This is a genomic window from Enterobacter nematophilus, assembly GCF_026344075.1.
In the GTDB taxonomy this organism is placed as follows: domain Bacteria; phylum Pseudomonadota; class Gammaproteobacteria; order Enterobacterales; family Enterobacteriaceae; genus Enterobacter; species Enterobacter nematophilus.
The window spans coordinates 101,120-125,754 of the sequence record NZ_JAPKNE010000003.1 but is presented as its reverse complement, the minus strand read 5'-3'; the positions used below and the strand labels follow the sequence as shown (position 1 = coordinate 125,754).

General features: G+C 55.3%; 24 protein-coding genes and 2 tRNA genes. 6 read left to right on the top strand and 20 right to left on the bottom strand.

The annotated features are described in order from the left end of the window. Position 1: 1 nt before the first annotated feature. Positions 2 to 646, bottom strand: coding sequence for an NAD(P)H-binding protein (locus OSH03_RS10325; protein ID WP_266178965.1), 645 nt, complete (start codon positions 644 to 646; stop codon positions 2 to 4). A 128-nt stretch (positions 647 to 774) separates the two neighbouring features. Here OSH03_RS10325 and OSH03_RS10320 point away from each other — a divergent pair, with 128 nt between their 5' ends. Next, positions 775 to 1,293, top strand: a complete 519-nt coding sequence (locus tag OSH03_RS10320) for a type 1 glutamine amidotransferase domain-containing protein (protein WP_061096966.1) — start codon at positions 775 to 777, stop codon at positions 1,291 to 1,293. Here the strand turns inward: OSH03_RS10320 and OSH03_RS10315 are convergent. Further along, positions 1,273 to 1,707, bottom strand: coding sequence for a YhbP family protein (locus OSH03_RS10315; protein WP_061096965.1), 435 nt, complete (start codon positions 1,705 to 1,707; stop codon positions 1,273 to 1,275). The genes OSH03_RS10320 and OSH03_RS10315 overlap by 21 nt on opposite strands. A gap of 14 nt (positions 1,708 to 1,721) precedes the next feature. On the opposite strand from OSH03_RS10315, the gene OSH03_RS10310 reads away from it, so the two are divergent. Continuing rightward, positions 1,722 to 2,051, top strand: coding sequence for a GIY-YIG nuclease family protein (locus OSH03_RS10310; protein ID WP_045260079.1), 330 nt, complete (start codon positions 1,722 to 1,724; stop codon positions 2,049 to 2,051). Here OSH03_RS10310 and OSH03_RS10305 read toward each other — a convergent pair. After that, on the bottom strand, positions 2,038 to 2,541 hold the full coding sequence (locus OSH03_RS10305; protein WP_041907900.1) for a GNAT family N-acetyltransferase: 504 nt from the start codon (positions 2,539 to 2,541) through the stop codon (positions 2,038 to 2,040). The two genes, OSH03_RS10310 and OSH03_RS10305, sit on opposite strands and share 14 nt — an antisense overlap. After that, entirely contained in the window at positions 2,535 to 3,059 is a 525-nt protein-coding gene (ubiT, locus tag OSH03_RS10300; RefSeq protein WP_266178964.1) for a ubiquinone anaerobic biosynthesis accessory factor UbiT, read from the bottom strand. Before ubiT ends, OSH03_RS10305 begins: the two co-directional genes overlap by 7 nt. 211 nt (positions 3,060 to 3,270) lie before the next feature. On the opposite strand from ubiT, the gene ubiU reads away from it, so the two are divergent. The 3 genes from ubiU (at position 3,271) to OSH03_RS10285 (ending at position 6,232) form a co-directional block, all read left to right on the top strand. Next, complete coding sequence (gene ubiU, locus OSH03_RS10295) at positions 3,271 to 4,266, top strand: ubiquinone anaerobic biosynthesis protein UbiU (RefSeq protein ID WP_014885366.1); 996 nt, start codon at positions 3,271 to 3,273, stop codon at positions 4,264 to 4,266. Positions 4,267 to 4,273: 7 nt separating this feature from the next. Next, a complete protein-coding gene (locus OSH03_RS10290) occupies positions 4,274 to 5,152 on the top strand; it encodes a U32 family peptidase (protein ID WP_151412470.1) in 879 nt (292 codons plus the stop codon). Positions 5,153 to 5,230: 78 nt separating this feature from the next. Next, positions 5,231 to 6,232, top strand: a complete 1,002-nt coding sequence (locus OSH03_RS10285) for a luciferase-like monooxygenase (RefSeq protein WP_266178963.1) — start codon at positions 5,231 to 5,233, stop codon at positions 6,230 to 6,232. Positions 6,233 to 6,290: 58 nt separating this feature from the next. On the opposite strand, the gene mtr is transcribed toward OSH03_RS10285, so the two are convergent. From mtr to OSH03_RS10230, 12 genes are all read right to left on the bottom strand, one after another. After that, the gene (mtr, locus tag OSH03_RS10280) at positions 6,291 to 7,535 is read right to left on the bottom strand and encodes a tryptophan permease (protein ID WP_061096960.1); all 1,245 of its coding nucleotides are present in this window, start codon (positions 7,533 to 7,535) and stop codon (positions 6,291 to 6,293) included. A gap of 142 nt (positions 7,536 to 7,677) precedes the next feature. Then, a complete protein-coding gene (locus OSH03_RS10275; RefSeq protein ID WP_041907893.1) occupies positions 7,678 to 9,573 on the bottom strand; it encodes a DEAD/DEAH family ATP-dependent RNA helicase in 1,896 nt (631 codons plus the stop codon). Beyond that, positions 9,566 to 9,646 (bottom strand): protein YrbN, encoded by an 81-nt coding sequence (gene yrbN, locus OSH03_RS22175; protein ID WP_100122156.1) that lies wholly within the window; start codon positions 9,644 to 9,646, stop codon positions 9,566 to 9,568. The genes OSH03_RS10275 and yrbN overlap by 8 nt, the downstream gene beginning before the upstream one ends. A gap of 107 nt (positions 9,647 to 9,753) precedes the next feature. Beyond that, positions 9,754 to 10,638, bottom strand: a complete 885-nt coding sequence (gene nlpI, locus OSH03_RS10270) for a lipoprotein NlpI (protein ID WP_061096959.1) — start codon at positions 10,636 to 10,638, stop codon at positions 9,754 to 9,756. 109 nt (positions 10,639 to 10,747) lie between these two features. Continuing rightward, positions 10,748 to 12,880 carry a polyribonucleotide nucleotidyltransferase gene (gene pnp / locus OSH03_RS10265; protein WP_061096958.1) on the bottom strand — a complete coding sequence of 711 codons (2,133 nt, stop codon included), beginning with the start codon at positions 12,878 to 12,880 and terminating at the stop codon, positions 10,748 to 10,750. Positions 12,881 to 13,122: 242 nt separating this feature from the next. Beyond that, on the bottom strand, positions 13,123 to 13,392 hold the full coding sequence (rpsO, locus tag OSH03_RS10260; RefSeq protein ID WP_003861789.1) for a 30S ribosomal protein S15: 270 nt from the start codon (positions 13,390 to 13,392) through the stop codon (positions 13,123 to 13,125). Between the two features lie 154 nt (positions 13,393 to 13,546). After that, positions 13,547 to 14,497 (bottom strand): tRNA pseudouridine(55) synthase TruB, encoded by a 951-nt coding sequence (gene truB / locus OSH03_RS10255; RefSeq protein ID WP_266178962.1) that lies wholly within the window; start codon positions 14,495 to 14,497, stop codon positions 13,547 to 13,549. Further along, a complete protein-coding gene (rbfA, locus tag OSH03_RS10250; protein WP_041907887.1) occupies positions 14,497 to 14,901 on the bottom strand; it encodes a 30S ribosome-binding factor RbfA in 405 nt (134 codons plus the stop codon). Before rbfA ends, truB begins: the two co-directional genes overlap by 1 nt. 102 nt (positions 14,902 to 15,003) lie before the next feature. Further along, positions 15,004 to 17,691: a translation initiation factor IF-2 gene (infB, locus tag OSH03_RS10245; protein ID WP_041907885.1), complete on the bottom strand. Its 2,688-nt coding sequence runs from the start codon at positions 17,689 to 17,691 to the stop codon at positions 15,004 to 15,006. Positions 17,692 to 17,715: 24 nt separating this feature from the next. Beyond that, positions 17,716 to 19,218 carry a transcription termination factor NusA gene (gene nusA, locus OSH03_RS10240; protein ID WP_014885374.1) on the bottom strand — a complete coding sequence of 501 codons (1,503 nt, stop codon included), beginning with the start codon at positions 19,216 to 19,218 and terminating at the stop codon, positions 17,716 to 17,718. A gap of 28 nt (positions 19,219 to 19,246) precedes the next feature. Further along, complete coding sequence (gene rimP / locus OSH03_RS10235; protein ID WP_014833432.1) at positions 19,247 to 19,699, bottom strand: ribosome maturation factor RimP; 453 nt, start codon at positions 19,697 to 19,699, stop codon at positions 19,247 to 19,249. Positions 19,700 to 19,906: 207 nt separating this feature from the next. After that, a tRNA-Met gene (locus tag OSH03_RS10230) sits at positions 19,907 to 19,983 on the bottom strand. 287 nt (positions 19,984 to 20,270) lie between these two features. Between OSH03_RS10230 and argG the strand changes: the two genes are divergently transcribed. Then, entirely contained in the window at positions 20,271 to 21,617 is a 1,347-nt protein-coding gene (gene argG, locus OSH03_RS10225) for an argininosuccinate synthase (RefSeq protein ID WP_061096957.1), read from the top strand. A 153-nt stretch (positions 21,618 to 21,770) separates the two neighbouring features. On the opposite strand, the gene OSH03_RS10220 is transcribed toward argG, so the two are convergent. The 4 genes from OSH03_RS10220 to folP all read right to left on the bottom strand — a co-directional run bounded on the left by OSH03_RS10220 (position 21,771) and on the right by folP (position 24,601). Next, a tRNA-Leu gene (locus tag OSH03_RS10220) sits at positions 21,771 to 21,857 on the bottom strand. A 9-nt stretch (positions 21,858 to 21,866) separates the two neighbouring features. Further along, a complete protein-coding gene (secG, locus tag OSH03_RS10215; protein WP_021242256.1) occupies positions 21,867 to 22,199 on the bottom strand; it encodes a preprotein translocase subunit SecG in 333 nt (110 codons plus the stop codon). Between the two features lie 223 nt (positions 22,200 to 22,422). Beyond that, on the bottom strand, positions 22,423 to 23,760 hold the full coding sequence (gene glmM, locus OSH03_RS10210; protein ID WP_266178961.1) for a phosphoglucosamine mutase: 1,338 nt from the start codon (positions 23,758 to 23,760) through the stop codon (positions 22,423 to 22,425). Next, positions 23,753 to 24,601, bottom strand: coding sequence for a dihydropteroate synthase (folP, locus tag OSH03_RS10205; RefSeq protein ID WP_151412468.1), 849 nt, complete (start codon positions 24,599 to 24,601; stop codon positions 23,753 to 23,755). The genes glmM and folP overlap by 8 nt, the downstream gene beginning before the upstream one ends. Between the last annotated feature and the right edge of the window lie 34 nt (positions 24,602 to 24,635).

Below are 24,635 nucleotides of genomic sequence, written 5' to 3'. Positions count from 1 at the left end.
TTTACGCCTCGCCCTGCGCGATTTCACGCAGTTTTGCCGAAGGGATAATATTGACGCCCTCCTGCGACGGTGCCAGCGCCTCTTTCAGCATCGCCTGCGCAACGTCCCGCGCCTCAATGGACTTCCAGTTACCCGGCAGGATGCGAAACAGCGGGGCGAAGAAGGATTCGTTAAAACGCCGTTCGTCGCGGTGCCCCATCAGCATGGAAGGCCGCACGATTGTCAGACGCTCCCACTTCTGGGCAATCAGCGCCTCTTCCATTTTGCCCTTCACCTGATTGTAAAAAAACGGTGAGCCGGTGCTGGCGTCGTGCGAGCTGACCACCAGGAAATGTTTTGCCCCCAGCTTTTTCGCCGTCAGGGCGGTATCCACCACCAGCGTGTAGTCCGCATGAACAAAGGCTTCTTTACTGCCCGCCTCACGCCGCGTCGTGCCCAGACAGCAAAAGGCGATATCTATCGGGTCCTGCACCTGCGCCAGCGCGTCGGTGAGCTGTGGATCGTGCGGGTTAAAGACGCCGGAGATGTCCAACAGCGGGCGACGCGTCGGTGCGGCGATGAAGTTAATATGGCGATCCTGGATCAGCAGCCGCAGCAGATGCCCGCCCACCAGCCCGGTTGCGCCTGTAATCAATACCTGACTCATCTTATCCCCTTTACAGAATTGTCCGTTTGCGAACTCAGCGTGGTCGACCACACTTAGAAGTCTGTTACAGGTAAGTATTTACCACAAGCGGAGAAAAATCAGTCTGAAGCCAAAACAACGGAGGAAGCATGGGCAAGAAAATCGCAGTCTTGATTACCGACGAGTTTGAAGATTCAGAATTCACCTCTCCTGCAGAGGCGTTCCGCAAGGCGGGACACGAGGTTATCACCATTGAGAAAGAAGCGGGCAAAACGGTGAAAGGCCATAAGGGCGAAGCCAGCGTGACCATCGACGAAACCATCGATAACGTTAGCCCGTCTGATTTCGACGCCCTGCTGCTGCCAGGCGGCCATTCACCGGATTCCCTGCGCGGGGACGAGCGCTTCGTGACCTTTACCCGTGACTTTGTCGGCACCGGCAAGCCGGTCTTTGCCATCTGCCACGGCCCGCAGCTGCTGATCAGCGCCGAAGTGGTCCGCGGGCGTAAGCTTACGGCGGTGAAACCGATCGTTATCGATCTGAAAAACGCAGGCGCCGAGTTTTACGATCAGGAGGTGGTCAACGACAACGACCAGCTGATCACCAGCCGGACCCCGGACGATCTCCCGGCGTTTAACCGCGAGGCGCTACGCCTGCTCGGCGCGTAGCCAGTGAAGCTTCTTGCCGAAGCCCAGGGTGTTGTCGGTAAATTTCAGCTCATCGAGGCGGATTTCCCACACCGGGGCTTTTAGCGCAGCGGCAACCGGGAAGCGGCGCGTGTAGCGTTTACGCTGCGCGTCGCTTTCCTCCCCTTCCAGACGACGAATCTCACCTTTGAACTGCACGCCGCGGATCAGCGCGACCGTTTTCGGCTGGCCGTTCACCGTGCCCGCCACCTTTGCCTGCTGGCCGGTCATCTGTGCATGCCGCGTTTTGTCCTCGCTCATCACATAAAAAGCGACGCGCTCAGGGTCGTAGTAGTAAAAGGCGTTGGCGCACCACATTTCGCCCTCGCGATATACGCACCAGGTCACGACATGCTGCTTCGCCAGCCAGCGGTTAATGGCGGCCAGTGTTTCCATTTTCGTTCTCTCTCATGCTATGGTGCGTTCACCTTAACATACTGAATCTGTTTACCGTGTGCTGGTTTCTCTATCTTGTCCGAACCGCTGATAACGCACTCTACACCGGGATCACCACTGATGTGGCGCGGCGTTTTTTACAACATCAAACGGGGAAAGGGGCAAAAGCGCTGCGGGGGAAAGGCGAACTGCAGCTGGCTTTTTCTGCCGCCGTGGGGGACAGATCGCTGGCGCTCAGGCTGGAGTATCGCATCAAGCAGCTGACGAAGCGCCAGAAAGAGCGCCTCGTGACCGGTGACGGCTCCTTTGAGGCGCTACGCGAGAGCCTGATTAAAAGCGATTGAAATGATCGTGGTAGTCCACCAGACCATTTACGCCGTTCAGGGCATCATCCGCCAGGCGGTGCACCTGGAAGGCGGATTCGGTACCCGGCCAGCGGCAGCGCAGATCGTAATGGGCGGCCTGCTCGAAGCCTAAACGGCCATAGAACGCCGGGTCGCCCAGCGTGACCACGGCGGCATAGCCAAACTCATTCAGCGAGTCCAGTCCTTCATAGACCAGCTGGCGCGCCAGGCCCTGCCCGCGGTAGTTTTCATCCACCGCCAGCGGTGCCATGCCCACCCACTGAAGATCTTCACCCTGAACGATCACCGGGCTGAAGGCGACATAGCCGACAACCTGACCTTCGTCATCGGTGGCAACCAGCCCCAGCGTGATCAGGCCGTCTTCACGGAGATCGTGGACCAGTTGGGCTTCCGCGTCGCTCTCAAAAGAGCGGCGTAATAACGCATCGATACCCGGTGCATCAATCCCTATTTCGACTCGAATCAGCATGGCTCACCTACTGAAGTGTGTTTACTGTCCGGCGGGGATTTCAGCCCCGCCTCAACGAAATCTGCCATTTGCATTAACATCACGCGCAGCGCTTTCGGCATCTGCTCCAGCTCAATGGCATCCATTAAATTCTTAACGTACAGGCCAAGCTCCGTGTCGCCCTCAATCACCAGACGTCGCTGGAAGAAGAGCGTATCCGGATCCTGCTTGCGCGCGGCAATCATCAGCAGGTCGCTGGCGCTGGCGCTAAAGCTCACGTCCGCCTCGGCGGACTCCCGAACGATCAGCTGGTCGTTCTCAACCGAAGTAAACCAGCGCAGCCCGATGTCACGTACCTCAATGCTTAACCAGCGGCCTTCAAGAAACTCCAGTTCACCGTCCTGCAGCGCCTGACGGAACTGCCAGCTCAGGACCTGCTCCAGCACCTGGCGTTTAAGCGCGAACGGCGCCAGCCTGACCGGCACGCTCAGCATTGATGGACCGAATTGTACGAGACGTGAACGCAGTTTATCCAGCACGAGCTTTACTCCCTGATAGCTATAGTCCCGCTATTTTGCCACATCCATTCCAGAACATAGCGGCGTAAATCAACAAACCGTCGTCCGATGTACCTCATTATTGGTGCCATCAATACGCCATTAGCTGCCTTAAATCAAAAATTGTCGCGTATGGGTTAATTAAAATCCCAGCTCGTTAACAATTTTGCTATCGACTACATCAGGATAATTTATGGAGCTGCTCTGCCCTGCCGGAAACCTTCCGGCGCTTAAGGCGGCCATCGAAAATGGGGCCGATGCGGTCTATATCGGGCTGAAAGATGACACTAACGCCCGCCATTTCGCTGGCCTCAACTTTACGGAGAAAAAGCTTCAGGAAGCCGTTAACTTCGTTCATCAGCACCGCCGCAAGCTGCATATTGCCATCAACACGTTTGCCCATCCTGACGGTTACGCCCGCTGGCAGCGCGCGGTAGATATGGCAGCACAGCTGGGTGCCGATGCGTTAATCCTGGCCGACCTCGCCATGCTTGAGTATGCGGCAGAACGCTATCCGCATATTGAGCGCCATGTCTCTGTTCAGGCATCTGCCACCAACGAAGAGGCGGTGCGTTTTTACCATCAACACTTTGACGTCGCCCGCGTGGTGTTGCCGCGCGTGCTCTCTATTCATCAGGTTAAGCAACTCGCGCGCGTCACGCCAGTACCGCTGGAGGTTTTTGCCTTTGGTAGCCTGTGCATCATGGCCGAAGGCCGTTGCTATCTTTCTTCTTACTTAACCGGTGAATCGCCGAATACCGTCGGGGCCTGCTCCCCTGCCCGCTTCGTCCGCTGGCAGCAAACCCCGCAGGGGCTGGAGTCTCGTCTGAATGAAGTGCTGATTGACCGCTATCAGGACGGTGAAAACGCGGGTTATCCGACGCTGTGCAAAGGCCGCTACCTGGTCGACGGCGAGCGCTACCACGCGCTGGAAGAGCCCACCAGCCTTAACACGCTGGAGCTGCTGCCGGAGCTGCTGGCCGCCAATATTGCCTCGGTGAAAATTGAAGGTCGTCAGCGCAGCCCGGCCTACGTGAGCCAGGTGGCGAAAGTGTGGCGTCAGGCCATCGACCGCTGCATGGCGGACCCGCAGAACTATGCCCCGCAAGCGGCGTGGATGGAGACGCTCGGATCGATGTCCGAAGGTACGCAAACCACGCTTGGCGCGTATCACCGTAAATGGCAGTGAGATAACCATGAAATATTCATTAGGGCCGGTGCTCTACTACTGGCCAAAAGAGACGCTGGAAGATTTTTACCAACAGGCCGCCACCAGCAGCGCCGATGTGATTTACCTCGGTGAAGCGGTATGCAGCAAACGCCGCGCTACCAAAGTGGGCGACTGGCTGGACATGGCGAAAAGCCTGGCCAGCAGCGGCAAACAGGTTGTGCTGTCAACGCTCGCGCTGGTGCAGGCCTCGTCCGAACTGGGCGAGCTGAAGCGCTACGTCGAAAACGGTGAGTTTCTGCTGGAAGCGAGCGATCTGGGCGTGGTGAACATGTGCGCCGAACGCAGGCTGCCGTTTGTCGCGGGCCATGCGCTGAACTGCTATAACGCCGTCACCCTGCGCCTGCTGCTCAAACAGGGAATGACGCGCTGGTGCATGCCGGTGGAGCTCTCCCGCGACTGGCTGGCAAACCTGCTGAACCAGTGCGACGAGCTGGGCATTCGCCATCAGTTCGAAGTGGAAGTGCTGAGCTATGGCCATCTGCCGCTGGCCTACTCCGCCCGCTGCTTCACCGCGCGCTCGGAGGATCGCCCGAAAGACGAATGCGAAACCTGCTGCATTAAATACCCGAACGGGCGCAGCATGCTGTCGCAGGAAAATCAGCAGGTATTTGTTCTGAACGGTATTCAGACCATGAGCGGCTATGTCTATAACCTCGGTAACGAGCTGGCGTCGATGGACGGGCTGGTGGACATGGTGCGCCTTTCGCCGCTGGATACCAGCGTGTTCGCGATGCTGGACGCCTTCCGCGCCAACGAAAACGGCGCGTCGCCGCTGCCGCTGACGGCAAACAGCGACTGCAACGGTTACTGGAAACGTCTGGCCGGGCTGGAACTTCAGGCCTAAAAAAGGCTCACTTTGTTAACAACGGTTATCATTTTTTAATGCAGTATTAAAGATTGACCGTCGACAAAGTGAGCTGTTATGACTGACAAAACCATTCCGTTTTCAGTGCTGGATCTGGCGCCGATCCCACAAGGCTCCTCCGCGCGAGAAGCCTTTTCGCACTCTCTCGATCTGGCTCAACTGGCCGAAAAGCGTGGCTATCACCGCTACTGGCTGGCCGAACACCACAATATGGTGGGCATCGCCAGCGCTGCGACCTCGGTACTGATTGGCTATCTGGCAGCAAATACCACCACCCTGCACCTGGGCTCCGGTGGCGTAATGCTGCCGAACCACGCCCCGCTGGTGATTGCCGAGCAGTTTGGCACGCTGAATACTCTCTTTCCGGGCCGTATTGACCTGGGGCTTGGTCGTGCGCCGGGCAGCGATCAGCCGACCATGCGCGCCCTGCGCCGCCATATGAGCGGCGATATCGACAACTTCCCGCGCGACGTGGCGGAGCTGGTGGACTGGTTCGACGCGCGCGATCCGAACCCGCACGTGCGCCCGGTGCCGGGCTACGGCGAGAAAATTCCGGTGTGGCTTTTAGGCTCAAGCCTTTATAGTGCGCAGCTTGCCGCGCAGCTGGGGCTGCCGTTCGCGTTCGCCTCCCACTTCGCGCCGGATATGCTGCATCAGGCGCTGCACCTCTACCGCACGAACTTCAAACCGTCCGAGCGTCTGGAGAAGCCGTACGCGATGGTGTGTATCAACATCATTGCCGCCGACAGCAACCGCGACGCGGAATTCCTCTTCACCTCCATGCAGCAGGCGTTTGTGAAGCTGCGTCGCGGCGAGACGGGACAGCTTCCGCCGCCGGTAGAGAATATGCATCAGCTGTGGTCCGCCTCCGAGCAGTATGGCGTACAGCAGGCGCTGAGCATGTCGCTGGTGGGCGATAAGGCGAAAGTGCGTCACGGGCTGGAAGCGGTGCTGCGTGAAACGCAGGCGGATGAGATTATGGTCAACGGCCAGATTTTCGATCACCAGGCGCGCTTGCACTCGTTTGATTTGGCGATGCAGGTGAAAGAAGAAATGTAGTGCGTTTTGTTGCCCTCACCCCAGCCCTCTCCCACAGGGAGAGGGTGAAAAGAGGTATTTATTGATACACAGGTAATAGATTAAAGCTCGACAGCACGTGAACCACCGCGTTACCCACCCCAAACACCAGGATCAGGGCAATCATCGGCTTTCCGCCCCAGACGCGGAATTTTGGACTGCCGAAGCGTTGACGTGATTTGCGCGCCAGCAGCGCCGGCACAATCGCCGCCCAGATGGTTGCCGCCAGCCCTGCATAGCCGATGGCGTACAGGAAGCCGTTCGGCCACAGCAGGCCACCGACAATCGGCGGCAGGAAAGTAAGCAGCGCCGTCTTGAAGCGCCCCATCGCGGAGTCATCAAAGCCGAACAGATCCGCCAGGTAGTCAAACAGGCCCAGCGTCACGCCGAGGAATGAACTCGCCACCGCAAAGTTCGAGAAGACCACCAGCAGCAGATCCAGACTGCGGCTGTTCAGCACGCCGCTCAGGGCCTGCACCAGCACGTCGATGTTACCGCCCTTCTGCGCAATGCCGATAAATTCCGGACGCGGGATGTTGCCCATCGTCCCCAGCAGCCAAATCACATACAGCCCCAGCGCCAGCAGCGTGCCGTAGACCAGGCATTTCACGATGGTGCGCGGATCCTTGCCGTAGTACTTCATCAGGCTCGGCACGTTGCCGTGGTAGCCGAACGACGCCAGGCAGAAAGGCAGGGTCATCAGCAGGTACGGCGTGTAGGAGGTATTTACTTCCGCGACGTTAAACAGCGTGGCGGGGGTCACGTGCCCCAGCAGGCTACCGAAGGTCAGGAAGAAGGTGATGACCTTCGCGCCCAGCACAATCGCCGTCATGCGGCTCACCGCTTTGGTACTCATCCAGACGATAAACGCCACGCCCAGGGCAAAGCACAGCCCCGCCAGACGCGCCGGAACGTTCAGCGACATCTCAGCAAAGGTATGATGCAGAATCGAGCCGCTCGCCGAGATATACGCGTAGGTCAGAATGTAGAGCACAAACGCGATGGAAAGGCCGTTCACCAGGTTCCAGCCTTTGCCCAGCAGATCTTTGGTGATGGTGTCGAAGCTGGAGCCAATGCGGTAGTTCAGGTTCGCTTCAAGGATCATCAGCCCGGAATGGAGCATACAGAACCAGGTAAAGACCAGCGCCGCCAGCGACCAGAAGAACCACGCACCGGACATGACCACGGGCAGGGAGAACATCCCGGCACCTATAATGGTTCCGCCGATGATCACCACGCCGCCAAGCAGCGAAGGTGACGTTTGGGTGGTGGTTAGTGTCGCCATACAGCCTTGTCTCCAGTTAATCATGCGGTTCTGCATTTTAGTGTGACGCACTGTACCAGTACAAGAGTACAAAGGGAATAAAAAAAGCCCCGATAGCGTGTATCGGGGCTGTATATTTTACTTTACGTCAGAAGCGTAATGCTTACGCGTCACCGAAACGACGGCGGCTGGTGCCTTCTTCACGACGTGGGCCACGGCTTTCGCGGCGCTCGCCGGAGAAACGACGACCTTCACCACCGCGACCTTCGCTGCGACCGCCTTCACGACGCTCGCCGCCGAAACCGCGACCACCGCCACGACGTTCACCGCCGCGGTCAGGACGTGGCTGTGCATCGCCCAGCAGCTGCATGTTCATCGGCTTGTTCAGGATGCGGGTGCGAGTAAAGTGCTGCAGTACTTCGCCCGGCATGCCTTTTGGCAGCTCGATGGTAGAGTGGGATGCGAACAGCTTGATGTTACCGATGTAACGGCTGCTGATGTCGCCTTCGTTAGCAATCGCGCCAACGATGTGACGAACTTCAACACCATCATCACGGCCCACTTCAATGCGGTACAGTTCCATATCACCCGCGTCACGACGTTCACGACGTGGGCGGTCTTCACCACCACGCTCTGGACGATCGCCGCGTGGACCACGATCGTTGCGGTCGCCACGACGTTCGAAACGATCGTCACGGTCACGGAACTCGCGCTTAGGACGCATCGGTGCATCTGGTGGCACGATCAGGCTACGTTCGCCCTGAGCCATTTTCAGCAGTGCTGCAGCCAGGGTTTCCATGTCCAGCTCTTCGCCTTCAGCGACAGGCTGAATCTGCGACAGCAGTGCACGGTACTGATCCAGATCGCTGCTTTCCAACTGCTGCTGTACTTTTGCGGCGAATTTCTCCAGACGGCGTTTGCCCAGCAGGTCTGCGTTTGGCAGGTCCGCTTCTGGAATGGTCAGCTTCATGGTGCGTTCGATGTTGCGCAGCAGACGACGCTCGCGGTTCTCAACGAACAGCAGCGCACGGCCAGCACGACCCGCACGACCGGTACGACCGATACGGTGAACGTAAGACTCGGAGTCCATCGGGATATCGTAGTTTACAACCAGGCTGATACGCTCAACGTCCAGACCACGTGCTGCCACGTCGGTTGCAATCAGGATATCCAGACGACCGTCTTTCAGACGCTCCAGCGTCTGCTCACGCAGAGCCTGGTTCATGTCGCCGTTCAGCGCTGCGCTGTTGTAGCCGTTACGCTCCAGCGCTTCAGCCACTTCCAGGGTCGCGTTTTTGGTACGCACGAAGATAATCGCCGCATCAAAATCTTCCGCTTCCAGGAAACGGACCAGCGCTTCGTTTTTGCGCATGCCGTACACGGACCAGTAGCTCTGGCTGATGTCCGGGCGAGTGGTCACGCTGGACTGAATACGCACTTCCTGCGGCTCTTTCATGAAGCGGCGGGTAATGCGACGGATCGCTTCTGGCATGGTGGCAGAGAACAGAGCGGTCTGGTGACCTTCCGGGATCTGCGCCATGATGGTTTCTACGTCTTCGATGAAGCCCATACGCAGCATTTCATCTGCTTCATCCAGTACCAGGCCGCTCAGTTTAGAGAGGTCCAGAGTACCGCGCTTCAGGTGATCCAGCAGACGGCCCGGCGTACCGACGACAATCTGTGGGCCCTGGCGCAGGGCGCGTAACTGCACGTCATAACGCTGGCCGCCGTAGAGGGCTACCACGTTTACGCCGCGCATATGTTTAGAGAATTCCGTCATTGCTTCAGCAACCTGAACAGCCAGTTCACGGGTTGGAGCCAGGACGAGGATCTGCGGTGCACGCAGGTCCGGATCGATGTTGTTCAGCAGCGGCAGCGAGAACGCTGCAGTTTTACCGCTACCAGTCTGGGCCATGCCCAGCACGTCACGACCAGAGAGCAGATGCGGGATACATTCTGCCTGGATCGGAGATGGTTTTTCGTAACCCAGATCGTTAAGGGCTTCAAGGATAGGAGCCTTCAGGCCCAGATCTGCAAAAGTGGTTTCGAATTCAGCCATGTAGTACGAGTGCCTCAATGTCAATGGCGGCCAGTCTACTTAGCTCATCGTGAAAATGATTAGCAATTTTCATTGAAAAGTGTGAACCGGCTCAAAGTAGGTGTATTGACGAACAACAACGCCCTCACCAGTGAAGGTGATGGCAATCAAAAGATTACGGGCTGATGTTTATGTCGTCAGCTATTGCTGGTCCGATTCTGCCAGGTCGTCTTGCTCCTGGCCCAAGAGCGATAATTCCAACAATGCATAACGGTGCTCAACGAAGTTATGTACGTTGTTAGCAACCGCTAATTTGAACAGTGCCGTAGCGCTGTCCATATCCCCCAGACTTAGGTAGTACTTACCTAAATAGAAGTTGGTTTCACTGAGATGCTCAGCGAGCGAGGTGTTATCCGTTGCGTCCGCCTTGAGGCGTTCCATCAGCGTTGCTTCGCTAATGTTGCCCAGGTAGAACTCGACAATGTTCCATCCCCACTGTTCCTTGTCCGATTTATCGAAGCGCTGTTTCAGGGCTTCTTTTGCCTGCTTCTCATCGAGCTTCCGCTCAACGATGTAAAGCCACAGGCTACGGAAAGGATCATTAGGATCGTCTTGATAAAACGCCAGCAGATCATCTTGCGCTAACTTATCGCGACCGCCGTAATACAATGCGATACCGCGATTCAAGTGCGCGTAGTTGTAAGTTGGATCAAGCTCAAGTACAGAATCAAACGCTTCATAGGCAGCATCAAAATTGCCTGCCTGCGTTAAATAAATGCCTAAGTAATTGAATACTTCAGGCATATCAGGTCGGATAGCCAGCGCTTGTGAAAAATCATTTCGCGCTAATGCCCTCAGACCGAGACTATCATACAACACTCCGCGCTCATATAAAAGCTGTGCGCGTTCGTCATCGGTTAAAGCCCGACTGGCAAGTATTTGTTCCATGCGTGCCAGAATCACTTCCTGCTGCAAAGTCGGTTGCAATGGCACTGCGAGGACTTCGCTCTTACGCCAGGCAGAGTTGCTGCATCCTGCCAGCGTTAAAGCTGTCGCAACGAAACACCAGCGCAAAAAAGGCTTCATTTCCCACTCCCGAAGACAACTATTGGATGAACGTCCTGTCCCCCGGCGGCTTAACAAGGCGTCCTGCCTGATAATAAACCCTCCGCCGAAGCGGAGGGCAAATGCTACCTTACTCGCCTTGTTCTGCGGCTGGCGCTTCTGGCGCAGCGGCAGGAGACTGCTCGGTTGCTTCTTTAATGCTCAGACGGATACGGCCCTGGCGATCAACTTCCAGAACTTTAACCGGCACTTCCTGACCCATCTGCAGGTAATCGGTCACTTTCTCAACGCGCTTGTCAGCGATCTGAGAGATGTGAACCAAACCTTCTTTACCGCCACCGATGGCAACGAACGCGCCAAAGTCAACGATACGGGTCACTTTACCCGCATAGACGCGGCCCACTTCGATTTCAGCAGTGATTTCTTCGATGCGACGGATTGCGAATTTCGCTTTCTCGCCGTCGGTAGCTGCAATCTTCACAGTACCGTCATCTTCGATTTCAATGGTGGTGCCAGTCTCTTCGGTCAGCGCACGGATTACGGAACCGCCCTTGCCGATAACATCTTTGATCTTGTCTGGATTGATCTTGATGGTGTGAATACGCGGAGCGAATTCAGAGATATCACCGCGTGGCGCGTTGATAGCCTGTTCCATCACGCCCAGAATGTGCAGACGCGCACCTTTAGCCTGGTTCAGAGCAACCTGCATGATCTCTTTGGTGATACCTTCAATTTTGATATCCATCTGCAGGGCAGAGATACCGTCGCGGGAACCCGCTACTTTGAAGTCCATATCGCCCAGGTGGTCTTCGTCACCCAGAATGTCAGACAGAACAACGAAGTTGTCGCCTTCTTTCACCAGACCCATTGCGATACCCGCAACAGCGGCTTTGATCGGCACGCCTGCATCCATCAGCGCCAGAGAGGCACCACATACGGAAGCCATGGAAGAAGAACCGTTAGATTCGGTGATTTCAGAAACCACGCGAACGGTGTACGGGAATTTGTCAGCTTCTGGCATCACTGCCAGCACGCCGCGCTTCGCCAGACGACCGTGACCAATTTCACGACGCTTCGGTGAGCCAACCATACCGGTTTCGCCCACAGAGTACGGAGGGAAGTTGTAGTGGAACAGGAAGTTGTCAGTACGCTCGCCCATCAGTTCGTCGATGATCTGCGCGTCACGTGCGGTACCCAGGGTTGCGGTAACCAGCGCCTGCGTTTCACCACGGGTGAACAGCGCGGAACCGTGAGTACGTGGCAGTACGCCAGTACGCACGTCCAGACCACGGATCATGTCTTTTTCACGGCCATCGATGCGTGGCTCGCCTGCCAGTACGCGGCTACGAACAACGTTTTTCTCGATAGCGTGCAGAATTTCGCTCAGCTCGTTAGCGTCCAGCGTTTCGTCTTCAGCGACCAGGGTGGCGATGGTTTCGTCTTTGATCGCGTCAACCTGAGCGTAACGCTCCTGTTTGTCGGTGATGCGGTATGCATCGCTCAGACGAGATTCTGCCAGTGCCGCAACGCGTGCGTTCAGCGCGTCGTTTGCCGCTTCTGGCTGCCAGTCCCAACGTGGCTTACCGGCTTCTTTCACCAGGTCGTTGATGTTCTGGATAACAATCTGCTGCTGCTCGTGACCGAACACCACAGCGCCCAGCATCTGGTCTTCGCTCAGCAGTTCAGCTTCGGATTCAACCATCAGCACAGCCGCTTCAGTACCGGCTACAACCAGGTCCAGCTTACTCTCTTTCAGCTCTTCCTGAGTTGGGTTCAGCACGTACTGGTCGTTGATGTAACCGACGCGCGCGGCACCGATTGGGCCATTGAATGGAATACCAGACAGTGACAGGGCAGCGGAAGCACCGATCATCGCAACGATGTCCGGGTTAACCTGTGGGTTAACGGAAACAACGGTCGCAATAACCTGAACTTCGTTAACGAAGCCTTCCGGGAACAGCGGACGAACCGGGCGGTCAATCAGACGCGCGATCAGGGTTTCGCCTTCGCTTGGACGGCCTTCACGACGGAAGAAGCCACCCGGGATTTTACCGGCAGCGTAGGTACGCTCCTGGTAGTTTACGGTCAGCGGGAAGAAGTCCTGACCTGGTTTAGCTTTTTTCTGGCCAACTACGGTAACGAATACCGCGGTGTCATCCATGCTTACCATAACGGCAGCAGTCGCCTGACGTGCCATCATGCCGGTTTCCAGCGTGACGGTATGTTGACCATACTGGAATTTACGAACGATCGGATTCAGCAAAATTCTGTCCTTTCTTAAATGTATGACAGCACACCGCCGGCGTGCTGTCGATTTAACCCGACCTTCTTCGCATCCTCGCGACTAATGACAACCGACACCCCCATGGGTGAAGCCTCTCATTAGCCGCGCGAACCTCTGCAATGAAGATCATTTATAGCAACAATACAATAGTTTCCATTGAATTGCTGCCGTCTGGTTGAAAAAAGGGGCCATCAGGCCCCCTTTTCTGAAACTCGCAAGACTTAGCGACGCAGACCCAGACGCTCGATCAGCGCGGTGTAGCGTGCAACATCTTTACGCTTCAGGTAGTCGAGCAGTTTACGACGCTGAGAAACCATGCGCAGCAGACCACGACGGCTGTGGTGATCTTTTTTGTGCTCTGCAAAGTGACCCTGCAGGTGGTTAATCTGTGCAGTCAGCAGTGCAACCTGAACTTCGGTAGAACCGCTGTCGTTAGTACCACGACCAAACTCAGAAACGATTTTAGCTTTAGCTTCAACGCTTAGAGACATTTTCAAACTCCAAAGTATAAAGAATGTAAGGGTGCCGATCTCTAATTCAGCGACCCCATGTACGCCCCGCAGATTGTTAAACAATTTACCGGGCGTTAAGCGGCGATATTCTACTCGTCTCCCCTGCTTATCGCAAGGTGAGCCGTTATCGCCGTCACGCGTCGACCGGATATTCGACGACCAGACGACGCGGCGCAACGCGCCCTTCACCGTCCATTTCGCCCATACCGATGAATTTCCCTTCGTCACCTTCCGTCACGCGTACCAGTCCATCCAGCGGCGCATCCGCCGTACGAACCGGGTTTCCGTTCTTAAAGTAAACGGACGATGTTAAAGGAAGATTAACGATTGGGAAGTCCGCTGCCGGACTGTCCATTGGCATCAGCAGTGGATCCAGCAAATCTGCTGGTTCCACTCCCTGCGCTTGTGCCTGCTCAGCCAACGCGCGCAGCTGCTCAAGCGTCACCATGCGTTCCACCGGATATTTACTGACCGCCAGACGACGCAGGTAGATCACATGCGCGCCGCAGCCCAGCTTTTCACCCAGATCGTCAATGATGGTGCGAATATAGGTCCCTTTCGAACAGTGGACTTCCAGCTCCAGCTCATCGCCTTCATGGCGAATGAAGAGTAGCTCATACACGGTAATCGGGCGGGCTTCGCGCGGGACCTCAATTCCCTGTCGCGCATATTCGTAGAGCTTCTTGCCCTGATATTTCAGCGCCGAATACATCGACGGCACCTGCATTGTGTCCCCGCGGAAGCTCTCCAGGGCCGCATCAAGCTGTTCGGCGCTGAAGGTCACCGGGCGCTCTTCTACTACCTGACCATCCGCGTCGGAGGTATCCGTACGCTGGCCTAGTTTAGCGATAACGCGGTAGCGTTTATCGGAATCGAGCAGGTACTGGGAAAACTTTGTCGCTTCACCCAGGCAAATCGGCAGCATGCCGGTCGCCAGCGGATCCAGCGCGCCGGTGTGGCCCGCACGGTTAGCGTTATAAATACGCTTCACTTTTTGCAGCACGTCGTTGCTGGATGCACCCTGCGGTTTATCCAGCAGCAGCACGCCATGCACGTCGCGACCGCGACGACGAGGACGACTCATCAGTCCTCCTTGCTGTCGTCCGTCGGGTTAACACGACGTTCGTCGTCATGTTTCACCACGCTGGTCACCAGGTTGGACATGCGCATACCTTCGACCAGCGAGTTGTCGTAGAAGAAGGTCAGCTCTGGCACGATACGCAGGCGCATCGCTTTGCCGAGCAGAGAGCGGATGAAACCAGAGGCTTCCTGCAGTGCTTTAATGCCGTTTTTAACCGCCGCTTCGTCCTGATCGTTCAGGAAGGTTACGAACACTTTGGCATAGGCCAGGTCACGAGACATTTCCACGCCAGATACGGTGGTCATCATACCGATACGCGGGTCTTTAATTTCGCGTTGCAGGATGAGTGCGATCTCTTTCTGCATCTCCTGCGCCACGCGCTGTGGGCGACCAAATTCTTTCGCCATAATAAATTCTCCAGACAAAAAAGGGGCTAAAAGCCCCTTTTAAAATTATTGCCGGGTGGCACGAGGCGATCCCGGCCTACATATGGACTTATCCCTGAAGGATTAGTCGATGCTGCGTTGGATCTCGATGATTTCGAACACTTCGATCATATCGCCAACGCGAACGTCGTTGTAGTTCTTCACGCCGATACCACATTCCATGCCGTTACGGACTTCGTTAACGTCATCTTTGAAGCGGCGCAGGGATTCCAGCTCGCCTTCGTAGATAACCACGTTGTCACGCAGTACGCGGATTGGGTTGTGACGCTTGATGGTACCTTCGGTAACCATACAGCCCGCGATAGCACCGAATTTCGGTGATTTGAACACGTCACGCACTTCAGCCAGACCGATGATCTGCTGTTTCAGCTCAGGAGACAGCATACCGCTCATCGCAGCTTTCACTTCGTCGATCAGGTTATAGATGACGGAGTAGTAGCGCAGATCCAGGCTTTCCGCTTCGATCACGCGGCGAGCAGATGCATCAGCACGCACGTTGAAGCCAACCAGGATAGCGTTGGATGCCGCAGCCAGGGTTGCGTCGGTTTCGGTGATACCACCTACGCCAGAACCGATGATCTTCACTTTCACTTCGTCGGTAGACAGTTTCAGCAAGGAGTCGGAGATCGCTTCCACAGAACCCTGAACGTCCGCTTTCAGAACGACGTTCACTTCGTGAACTTCGCCTTCAGCCATGTTCGCAAACATGTTCTCAAGTTTAGATTTCTGCTGACGCGCCAGCTTAACTTCACGGAATTTGCCCTGACGATACAGTGCCACTTCACGCGCTTTCTTCTCGTCACGCACAACGGTCACTTCATCACCGGCAGCCGGAACGCCGGACAGACCCAGGATTTCCACTGGAATGGACGGACCTGCTTCCAGCACTTCCTGACCCAGTTCGTTACGCATCGCACGAACGCGACCGTATTCGAAGCCACACAGAACGATGTCGCCCTTGTTCAGCGTACCTTCGCGAACCAGAACCGTTGCAACCGGACCACGACCTTTATCCAGGAAGGATTCGATTACCGCACCGCTCGCCATACCTTTACGAACAGCTTTCAGCTCCAGAACTTCAGCCTGAAGCAGGATAGCGTTCAGCAGGTCGTCGATACCGGTACCCGCTTTTGCAGATACAGGGATGAACTGCGCTTCGCCGCCCCACTCTTCCGGCATAACGCCGTACTGAGACAGTTCGTTCTTCACGCGGTCCAGATCGGCTTCTGGCTTATCAATTTTGTTGACCGCAACAACCAGAGGCACCTGCGCCGCTTTCGCGTGCTGGATAGCTTCAATGGTCTGTGGCATAACGCCATCGTCTGCTGCAACAACCAGTACAACGATATCCGTAGCCTGGGCACCACGAGCACGCATTGAGGTGAACGCTGCGTGGCCTGGGGTATCCAGGAAGGTGATCATGCCGTTTTCGGTTTCTACGTGGTAAGCACCGATGTGCTGGGTAATACCACCCGCTTCGCCGGAGGCAACCTTCGTAGAACGAATGTAGTCAAGCAGAGAGGTTTTACCGTGGTCAACGTGACCCATGATGGTCACAACCGGTGCACGCGGTTCAGCCGCAGCGCCAGTGTCGCGGTCGCTCATTACTGCTTCTTCCAGCTCGTTTTCACGACGCAGGATAACTTTGTGGCCCATCTCTTCGGCAACCAGCTGTGCGGTTTCCTGGTCGATGACCTGGTTGATGGTTGCCATTGCGCCCAGCTTCATCATCGCTTTGATGACCTGAGAGCCTTTAACCGCCATCTTGTTCGCCAGGTCGCCAACGGTGATGGTTTCGCCAATCACGACGTCACGGTTAACCGCCTGAGCTGGCTTCTGGAAGCCCTGCTGCAGAGAAGAACCTTTACGCTTACCGCCTTTACCACCGCGAACCGCTGCACGTGCTTCTTCACGGTCAGCTTTAGATTCAGCGTGTTTGTTACCTTTCTTCGCCGGACGCGCGGCTTTTGCATTACGACCACGGCCACGGCCGCCTTCTACTTCACGGTCGTTATCATCTTCAGCCTGACGCGCATGCTGAGAAGTGGTCACGTGATAGTCGCTGGTATCTTCAGTCGGTTCAGCGGTATTCACGCCATTCTTCTCGTTTTCTTCTGCCATACGGCGCGCTTCTTCAGCGACGCGGCGAGCTTCTTCTTCCAGCTTACGGCGGGCTTCTTCTTCCGCTTTACGCTTCAGCTCGGCAGCTTCATTTTCACGGCGGGCTTTTTCAGCCTGGGCGGTTTTGGTCATTTCGTCTGTCTGTTGATTGCTCACTTTGTCTTTTTCCGCAGCGTCACGCTTCACTTTATCACTGGCGTCGCGTTTCGCTTTTTCTGCGGCCTCACGTTCAGCTTTTAATTCTGCTTCACGTTTGGCGGCTGCTTCCGCCTCACGCTGAGCTTGTTCTTCCGCTTCACGCTGTGCCTGCTCTTCCGCGGCAAGGCGTTCTGCCTCTTGCGGATCACGTTTTACAAAGGTGCGCGTCTTGCGGACTTCAATTTGTACCGATTTGCTTTTGCCACCGGTACCAGGAATGTTTAACGTGCTGCGCGTTTTGCGCTGCAGCGTTAACTTGTCAGGCGTAGAACCGTGTTCGCGGTTCAGGTGCGTTAACAAGGTTTGTTTTTCTTGCGCGGTCACCGAGTCATCAGCGGACTTCGGGATCCCTGCATCAGCAAATTGCTGTACCAGGCGGTCCACGGAGGTCTGAATCTCAGCAGCCAGCGATTTTACAGTTACATCAGTCATGCTGTTCCTTCCTGCTACAGTTTATTACGCTTCGTCGCCGAACCAGCAAATATTACGTGCGGCCATGATGAGTTCGCCGGCTTTCTCGTCGGTTAAACCTTCGATATCTGCCAGGTCATCAACGCCTTGCTCAGCGAGATCTTCCAGCGTACAAACACCACGGGCAGCCAGCTTGAACGCAATCGCACGATCAAGACCTTCCAGATTCAGCAGGTCATCAGCCGGCTTCTTATCGCCAAGGCTTTCTTCCTGAGCCAGTGCCAGGGTGGTCAGTGCGTTTTTAGCGCGTTCACGCAGGGCTTCAACGGTTGGCTCATCCAGACCGTCAATTTCCAGCAGCTCTTTCATTGGCACATAGGCCAGTTCTTCCAGCGTAGAGAAACCTTCTTCTACCAGAACGGTGGCGAAGTCTTCGTCAATGTCGAGATATTTGGTGAAGGTATCGATCGCCGCATGGGCTTCAGCCTGATGCTTAGCCTGCAGGTCATCAACGGTCATGACGTTGAGTTCCCAGCCGCTCAGCTGTGACGCCAGGCGTACGTTCTGACCGTTACGGCCAATCGCCTGCGCCAGGTTGCCCGCTTCAACAGCGATATCCATGGTGTGTTTGTCTTCGTCAACAACGATAGACGCAACATCAGCCGGAGCCATTGCGTTGATTACGAACTGCGCCGGGTTGTCGTCCCACAGAACGATATCAATACGCTCGCCGCCCAGTTCGGTAGAAACCGCCTGAACGCGCGCGCCGCGCATACCGACGCAAGCACCGACCGGGTCGATACGCTTGTCGTTGGTTTTCACCGCAATTTTCGCACGAGAGCCTGGATCGCGAGCTGCTGCTTTGATCTCAATAACTTCTTCGCCGATTTCAGGCACTTCGATGCGGAACAGTTCAACCAGCATTTCTGGTTTAGAACGAGTCACGAACAGCTGCGCACCACGCGCTTCAGGGCGCACGGCGTACAGAACACCACGAATACGGTCGCCCGGGCGGAAGTTTTCACGCGGCAGCATGTCTTCACGCAGGATCACGGCTTCAGCGTTGCCCGGCATCCCTTCGGATTTAATTTCCAGAGAGATGTTGTCGCGGTTCACTTTCTTCACCACGCCGGTGATGATTTCGCCTTCCTGATCGCGGAACTGATCGACAACCAGCGCGCGCTCGGCTTCGCGCACTTTCTGCACGATAACCTGCTTAGCGGTCTGGGTGGTGATACGGTCGAAGGTGACAGATTCAATCTGATCTTCAACGTAGTCACCCACGTTCAGACTTTCGTCTTCGAAACGTGCGGCTTCCAGGGTGATCTCTTTGGTCGGCTGGGTCACTTCTTCTACGATTACCCAACGACGGAATGTATCGAAGTCACCGCTTTTACGATCGATTTCTACGCGAACATCGATCTCTTGTTCGTATTTTTTCTTGGTTGCTGTAGCCAGTGCACTTTCCAGCGCTTCGAAAATCTTCTCACGCGGCAGTGATTTCTCGTTGGAGACGGCTTCAACAACAGCCAAAATTTCTTTGTTCATCGCGGGCTTTTCACCTCAATCCAGACTGTTAAAAGTGGGGAACCAGGTTCGCCTTCTGGATATTACTCAGCGCGAACACTTCATCTTTGCCTTCGACTGTCACCGTGATCATTTCACCATCAACGGCTTTGATAATTCCCTGCCATTTACGGCGGTTCTGTACGGCCATACGCAGAACGAGAGCCACTTCTTCACCGGTAAAGCGCACATAGTGCTCGGCCGTGAACATCGGGCGATCCAGGCCAGGTGAGGAAACTTCCAGGTTGTACGCAACGGTAATTGGGTCTTCAACATCAAGAACCGCACTCACCTGGTGGCTGACATCAGCACAATCATCAACATTGATGCCATCTTCACTATCAATATAGATGCGCAGCGTCGATGTACGGCCGCGAACGAATTCGATGCCGACCAGTTCGTAGCCCAGTGCTTCGACCGGTGCAGTAATCATCTCTGTTAATTTTTGCTCTAATGTGGACAAGCCCACCCCCAAGACATAAAAAAAGGGCGTAAAGCCCAGTTATTCTGTAGTCAGATAACAAAAAACCCCGATAAATCGGGGCTTTAGATAACTGAACCCTATAGCCACAACTGTGGCCTGGAGCACTCTCCGAAAGAATTTTTTCAAATCCAGCTACGAAGGCTCTAAGTCTTCACAGTATATTTGAAAAAGAACTTTATGGGAAAGTGGTTGCGGGGGCCGGATTTGAACCGACGACCTTCGGGTTATGAGCCCGACGAGCTACCAGGCTGCTCCACCCCGCGCCTGAAACGTGGCAAATTCTACGCGTTTTGGACAGAATTTGCAAATAATGCTGGGATTTGGTACCGAAGACGGGACGTAAAATCGGCGTTTAGTATATTGATAGTTGACCCCACCTGTCAACCCAGCTTCCGCCAGACAGAACAGACCAAATTTTTTACAAAAAACGCACGAGTCTCTTCCGGTATTCGATAAAAGATGATTAAATGAATACTCACTTATTTTGCATAAAAATGCACAAGAGAGCGAAAGCGGTCTCTAATCAGTCAATCAAGCAGGGTTTTATTCTATGACGACGATTCTCAAGCATCTTCCGGTAGGACAACGTATTGGCATCGCTTTCTCAGGCGGCCTGGATACCAGCGCTGCACTGCTGTGGATGCGCCAGAAGGGAGCGGTTCCGTATGCATATACTGCGAACCTGGGTCAGCCGGATGAGGACGACTATGATGCTATTCCTCGTCGCGCTAAAGAGTATGGCGCAGAAAACGCGCGACTGATTGACTGCCGTAAGCAACTGGTTGCTGAAGGTATTGCCGCTATTCAGTGCGGTGCGTTCCATAACACCACGGGCGGCCTGACCTATTTCAACACCACCCCGCTGGGTCGTGCCGTTACCGGCACCATGCTGGTTGCCGCCATGAAAGAAGATGGCGTGAACATCTGGGGTGACGGCAGCACCTATAAAGGTAACGATATCGAACGTTTCTATCGTTATGGCCTGCTGACCAACGCGGAGCTGCAGATTTACAAGCCGTGGCTGGACACCGACTTCATCGACGAGCTGGGTGGCCGTCATGAGATGTCTGAATTCATGATTGCCTGCGGTTTTGACTATAAGATGTCCGTCGAGAAAGCCTATTCTACCGACTCCAACATGCTGGGCGCGACGCACGAAGCCAAGGACCTGGAATTCCTGAACTCCAGCGTGAAGATCGTTAACCCGATCATGGGCGTGAAGTTCTGGGACGAGAGCGTGAAGATCCCGGCGGAAGAAGTGACCGTGCGTTTTGAACGTGGCCATCCGGTTGCCCTGAACGGCAAGACCTTCTCTGACGACGTTGAACTGATGCTGGAAGCAAACCGCATCGGCGGTCGCCACGGTCTGGGCATGAGCGATCAGATTGAAAACCGTATCATCGAGGCGAAAAGCCGCGGTATCTATGAAGCTCCGGGGATGGCGCTGCTGCACATCGCTTACGAGCGTCTGCTGACCGGTATTCACAACGAAGACACCATCGAGCAGTATCACTCTCATGGTCGTCAGCTGGGCAAACTGCTGTATCAGGGTCGCTGGTTCGATCCGCAGGCGCTGATGCTGCGTGACGCGCTGCAGCGTTGGGTAGCGAGCGCAATCACCGGTGAAGTGACGCTGGAACTGCGTCGCGGTAACGACTACTCCATCCTGAACACCGTGTCGGACAACCTGACCTATAAAGCAGAGCGTCTGACCATGGAGAAAGGTGAGTCTGTGTTTTCTCCAGACGACCGTATTGGCCAGTTGACCATGCGTAACCTGGATATCACCGATACCCGTGAGAAGCTGTTCAACTACGTTGAGAATGGTCTGCTCTCCGCGAATTCCGGTAACGGCCTGCCGCAGGTTGAGAACCTGGAACACAGCGATAAGAAATAATCGACAGCAAGACATGCAAAAGGCGCCCCACGGGCGCCTTTTTTATTGGGCATTTGTAGGGCGGGCAAGCGTAGCTCCACCCGCCATTTTGCCAGCCACCACAATATACAGACGAAAAAAAAGACGTCTTTCGACGTCTTTCTTCTGGAATATTGGTACCGAGGATGGGACTCGAACCCACAAGCCCGTTAGGGCACTACCACCTCAAGGTAGCGTGTCTACCAATTCCACCACCTCGGTACGGAATACTTACTGCGGGATATCGCTGGTTGGCTTAGCCGGTGCAGCTGGCTGAGTCTGCTCAGTTTTTGCTGGCGCGCTCAGATTTTCCCACTCGCTTCCTTTGCTGGTCTTGTTGCTGTTGATATTGCCAAGTACCAGACTGATGATGAAGAACAGCGTAGCCAAAATCGCCGTTGTGCGGGTCATGAAGTTCGCAGAACCACTTGAACCGAACAGCGTACCGGAAGCGCCTGCTCCGAAGGAGGCTCCCATATCAGCGCCTTTACCTTGCTGCAGCATGATCAACGCTACGAGAGCGATGGCTACAATAAGGAAAACAACTAAAAGAGCTTCGTACATAATCAACCTGTTCCTTGCGGATTTGCCGCATACCAATGCTTCGACCAATTAGCAGGATTTTTGTTTCCCACTGAAGCGGGTGTGAATACTAACCAAAGCGAATCACCTTCGCAAGGGCATTTTCGACGCATTGTATCAACTGCGGAAAAAAACAGCAAAAAGCCATTAATTGCTTAAAACAAAGGCGACAAGCGCCGCCTTTTTAAACACTTACTGTGAAGGATTATGCAGCTTTTACGGCATCCGCAATACGGTGCGCAAATTCGGCGACCTGCGCTTCGTCTTCACCTTCCACCATCACGCGGATCAGTGGCTCGGTACCGGACTTACGCAGCAGCACGCGTCCGCGGCTGCCCAGAGCCGCTTCAACGTCAGCCATTACCGCTTTCACGTTGTCATTTTCCAGCGGATCGCCTTTACCGGCAGTGAAGCGCACGTTCACCAGGATCTGCGGGAACATTTTCATCCCGCTGCACAGATCGTGCAGGCTCATATGGTTGCGCGCCATCGCGGCAACCACCTGCAGCGCGGCCACGATACCGTCACCGGTAGTGGTTTTGTCGAGCAGGATAACGTGACCGGAGTTCTCGGCACCAATACGCCAGCCTTTCTCCTGCAGCTTTTCCAGCACGTAGCGGTCGCCCACTTTCGCGCGAACAAAAGGAATACCGAGCTGTTTCAGCGCCAGTTCCAGACCCATGTTGCTCATCAGCGTCCCAACCGCGCCGCCGCGCAGCTGACCCTGACGCAGGCCTTCACGGGCAATGATGTACAGGATCTGATCGCCGTCGACTTTATTGCCTTCGTGGTCAACCATGATCACGCGGTCACCGTCGCCGTCAAGGGCAATGCCCAGATCGGCTTTTTCCGCCAGCACGCGCGCCTGCAGGGCGCGCACGTCCGTCGCCCCGACTTCTTCGTTAATGTTCAGACCATCCGGCTCGCAGCCGATGGCGATCACCTTCGCACCCAGCTCGCGGAAGACATTCGGCGCAATGTGATAGGTCGCACCGTTCGCACAGTCCACCACAATTTTAAGATGCGCCAGACTCAGCTCGTTCGGGAAGGTTCCTTTGCAGAATTCGATATAACGGCCCGCCGCATCGACGATACGGTTCGCTTTACCCAGTTCTGCGGAATCAACACAGGTGATCTCTTTTTCCATTTCGGCTTCAATGGCCTCTTCCACTTCGTCCGGCAGCTTGGTGCCGTCAATGGAGAAGAACTTGATGCCGTTGTCGTAGAACGGGTTATGAGACGCCGAGATCACAATTCCCGCTTCTGCGCGGAAGGTGCGCGTAAGATAGGCAACCGCAGGCGTTGGCATTGGGCCAGTAAAAGAGGCTGAAAGCCCTGCAGCCGCCAGACCCGCTTCCAGCGCAGATTCCAGCATATAGCCCGAAATACGGGTATCTTTACCAATAATGATCTTACGTGAGCCATGACGCGCCAGTACCTTACCAGCAGCCCAGCCGAGCTTCAGAACAAAATCAGGGGTGATTGGAGCATCGCCTACGCGCCCACGGATACCATCGGTACCAAAATATTTACGATTACTCATAGCGTTTGTTTTCCTTCGCTGCCAGTGTGGCTTCTACCACACGCATGGCTTCTACTGTTTCTTTGACGTCATGGACACGGATAATGTGCGCGCCTTGCATCGCCGCAATTACCGCGCAGGCCAGGCTGCCACTCAGGCGTTCGCTCGGTCCCACATTCAGCAATTGGCCAATCATCGATTTTCTCGACATCCCCACCAGCAGCGGCAGGCCAAAGTGATGAAATTCCGATAAGCGCGCAAGCAACGCATAATTGTGTGAGAGATTTTTACCGAAACCGAACCCCGGGTCGAGCAGCAATTTCTCTTTTGGGATGCCTGCACGCTCACAGCGTTCAATATGCTCAATAAAGAAGCGATTCACGTCGACAAAGACATCATCATACTTCGGCGCTTCCTGCATGGTTTTCGGTTGCCCCTGCATATGCATCAGGCATACCGGCAGGCCGGTTTCTGCAGCGGCCTCGATCGCGCCCGGTTCGGTCAGCGAGCGGATATCATTAATAATGTGAGCACCCACTCTCGCCACTTCACGGATCACTTCTGGTTTGGACGTGTCGACGGAGATCCATACCTCGAAACGTTGCGCGATGGCCTCAACCACCGGCACCACGCGCGCCAGCTCTTCTTCCACCGAAACATCTGCCGCGCCGGGACGCGTCGATTCACCGCCAACGTCAATGATGGTGGCACCCGCGTTGATCATTAAATTTGCGTGCTTAACCGCGTCGATAAGCGTGTTGTGCGTGCCGCCGTCAGAGAAGGAGTCAGGGGTAACATTCAGGATCCCCATCACATGCGGATGTGAAAGATCGAGATGCGAGTCCTGGGCGAAGAGTTTCATGGTTAAATCCCTGCCTTTAGTATGGTTTAACGGA

Coding starts and splice junctions, on each gene's coding strand:
- OSH03_RS10325 (WP_266178965.1), bottom strand. CDS start 646: ATGAGTCAGGTATTGATTACAGGCGCAACCGGGCTGGTGGGCGGGCAT.
- rpsO (WP_003861789.1), bottom strand. CDS start 13,392: ATGTCTCTAAGCGTTGAAGCTAAAGCTAAAATCGTTTCTGAGTTTGGT.
- mtr (WP_061096960.1), bottom strand. CDS start 7,535: ATGGCGACACTAACCACCACCCAAACGTCACCTTCGCTGCTTGGCGGC.
- secG (WP_021242256.1), bottom strand. CDS start 22,199: ATGTACGAAGCTCTTTTAGTTGTTTTCCTTATTGTAGCCATCGCTCTC.
- nusA (WP_014885374.1), bottom strand. CDS start 19,218: ATGAACAAAGAAATTTTGGCTGTTGTTGAAGCCGTCTCCAACGAGAAA.
- truB (WP_266178962.1), bottom strand. CDS start 14,497: ATGAGTCGTCCTCGTCGTCGCGGTCGCGACGTGCATGGCGTGCTGCTG.
- OSH03_RS10275 (WP_041907893.1), bottom strand. CDS start 9,573: ATGGCTGAATTCGAAACCACTTTTGCAGATCTGGGCCTGAAGGCTCCT.
- OSH03_RS10315 (WP_061096965.1), bottom strand. CDS start 1,707: ATGGAAACACTGGCCGCCATTAACCGCTGGCTGGCGAAGCAGCATGTC.
- rbfA (WP_041907887.1), bottom strand. CDS start 14,901: ATGGCGAAAGAATTTGGTCGCCCACAGCGCGTGGCGCAGGAGATGCAG.
- OSH03_RS10320 (WP_061096966.1), top strand. CDS start 775: ATGGGCAAGAAAATCGCAGTCTTGATTACCGACGAGTTTGAAGATTCA.
- OSH03_RS10305 (WP_041907900.1), bottom strand. CDS start 2,541: ATGCTGATTCGAGTCGAAATAGGGATTGATGCACCGGGTATCGATGCG.
- ubiU (WP_014885366.1), top strand. CDS start 3,271: ATGGAGCTGCTCTGCCCTGCCGGAAACCTTCCGGCGCTTAAGGCGGCC.
- folP (WP_151412468.1), bottom strand. CDS start 24,601: ATGAAACTCTTCGCCCAGGACTCGCATCTCGATCTTTCACATCCGCAT.
- OSH03_RS10285 (WP_266178963.1), top strand. CDS start 5,231: ATGACTGACAAAACCATTCCGTTTTCAGTGCTGGATCTGGCGCCGATC.
- infB (WP_041907885.1), bottom strand. CDS start 17,691: ATGACTGATGTAACTGTAAAATCGCTGGCTGCTGAGATTCAGACCTCC.
- OSH03_RS10310 (WP_045260079.1), top strand. CDS start 1,722: ATGCTATGGTGCGTTCACCTTAACATACTGAATCTGTTTACCGTGTGC.
- nlpI (WP_061096959.1), bottom strand. CDS start 10,638: ATGAAGCCTTTTTTGCGCTGGTGTTTCGTTGCGACAGCTTTAACGCTG.
- OSH03_RS10290 (WP_151412470.1), top strand. CDS start 4,274: ATGAAATATTCATTAGGGCCGGTGCTCTACTACTGGCCAAAAGAGACG.
- argG (WP_061096957.1), top strand. CDS start 20,271: ATGACGACGATTCTCAAGCATCTTCCGGTAGGACAACGTATTGGCATC.
- glmM (WP_266178961.1), bottom strand. CDS start 23,760: ATGAGTAATCGTAAATATTTTGGTACCGATGGTATCCGTGGGCGCGTA.
- yrbN (WP_100122156.1), bottom strand. CDS start 9,646: ATGAAAATTGCTAATCATTTTCACGATGAGCTAAGTAGACTGGCCGCC.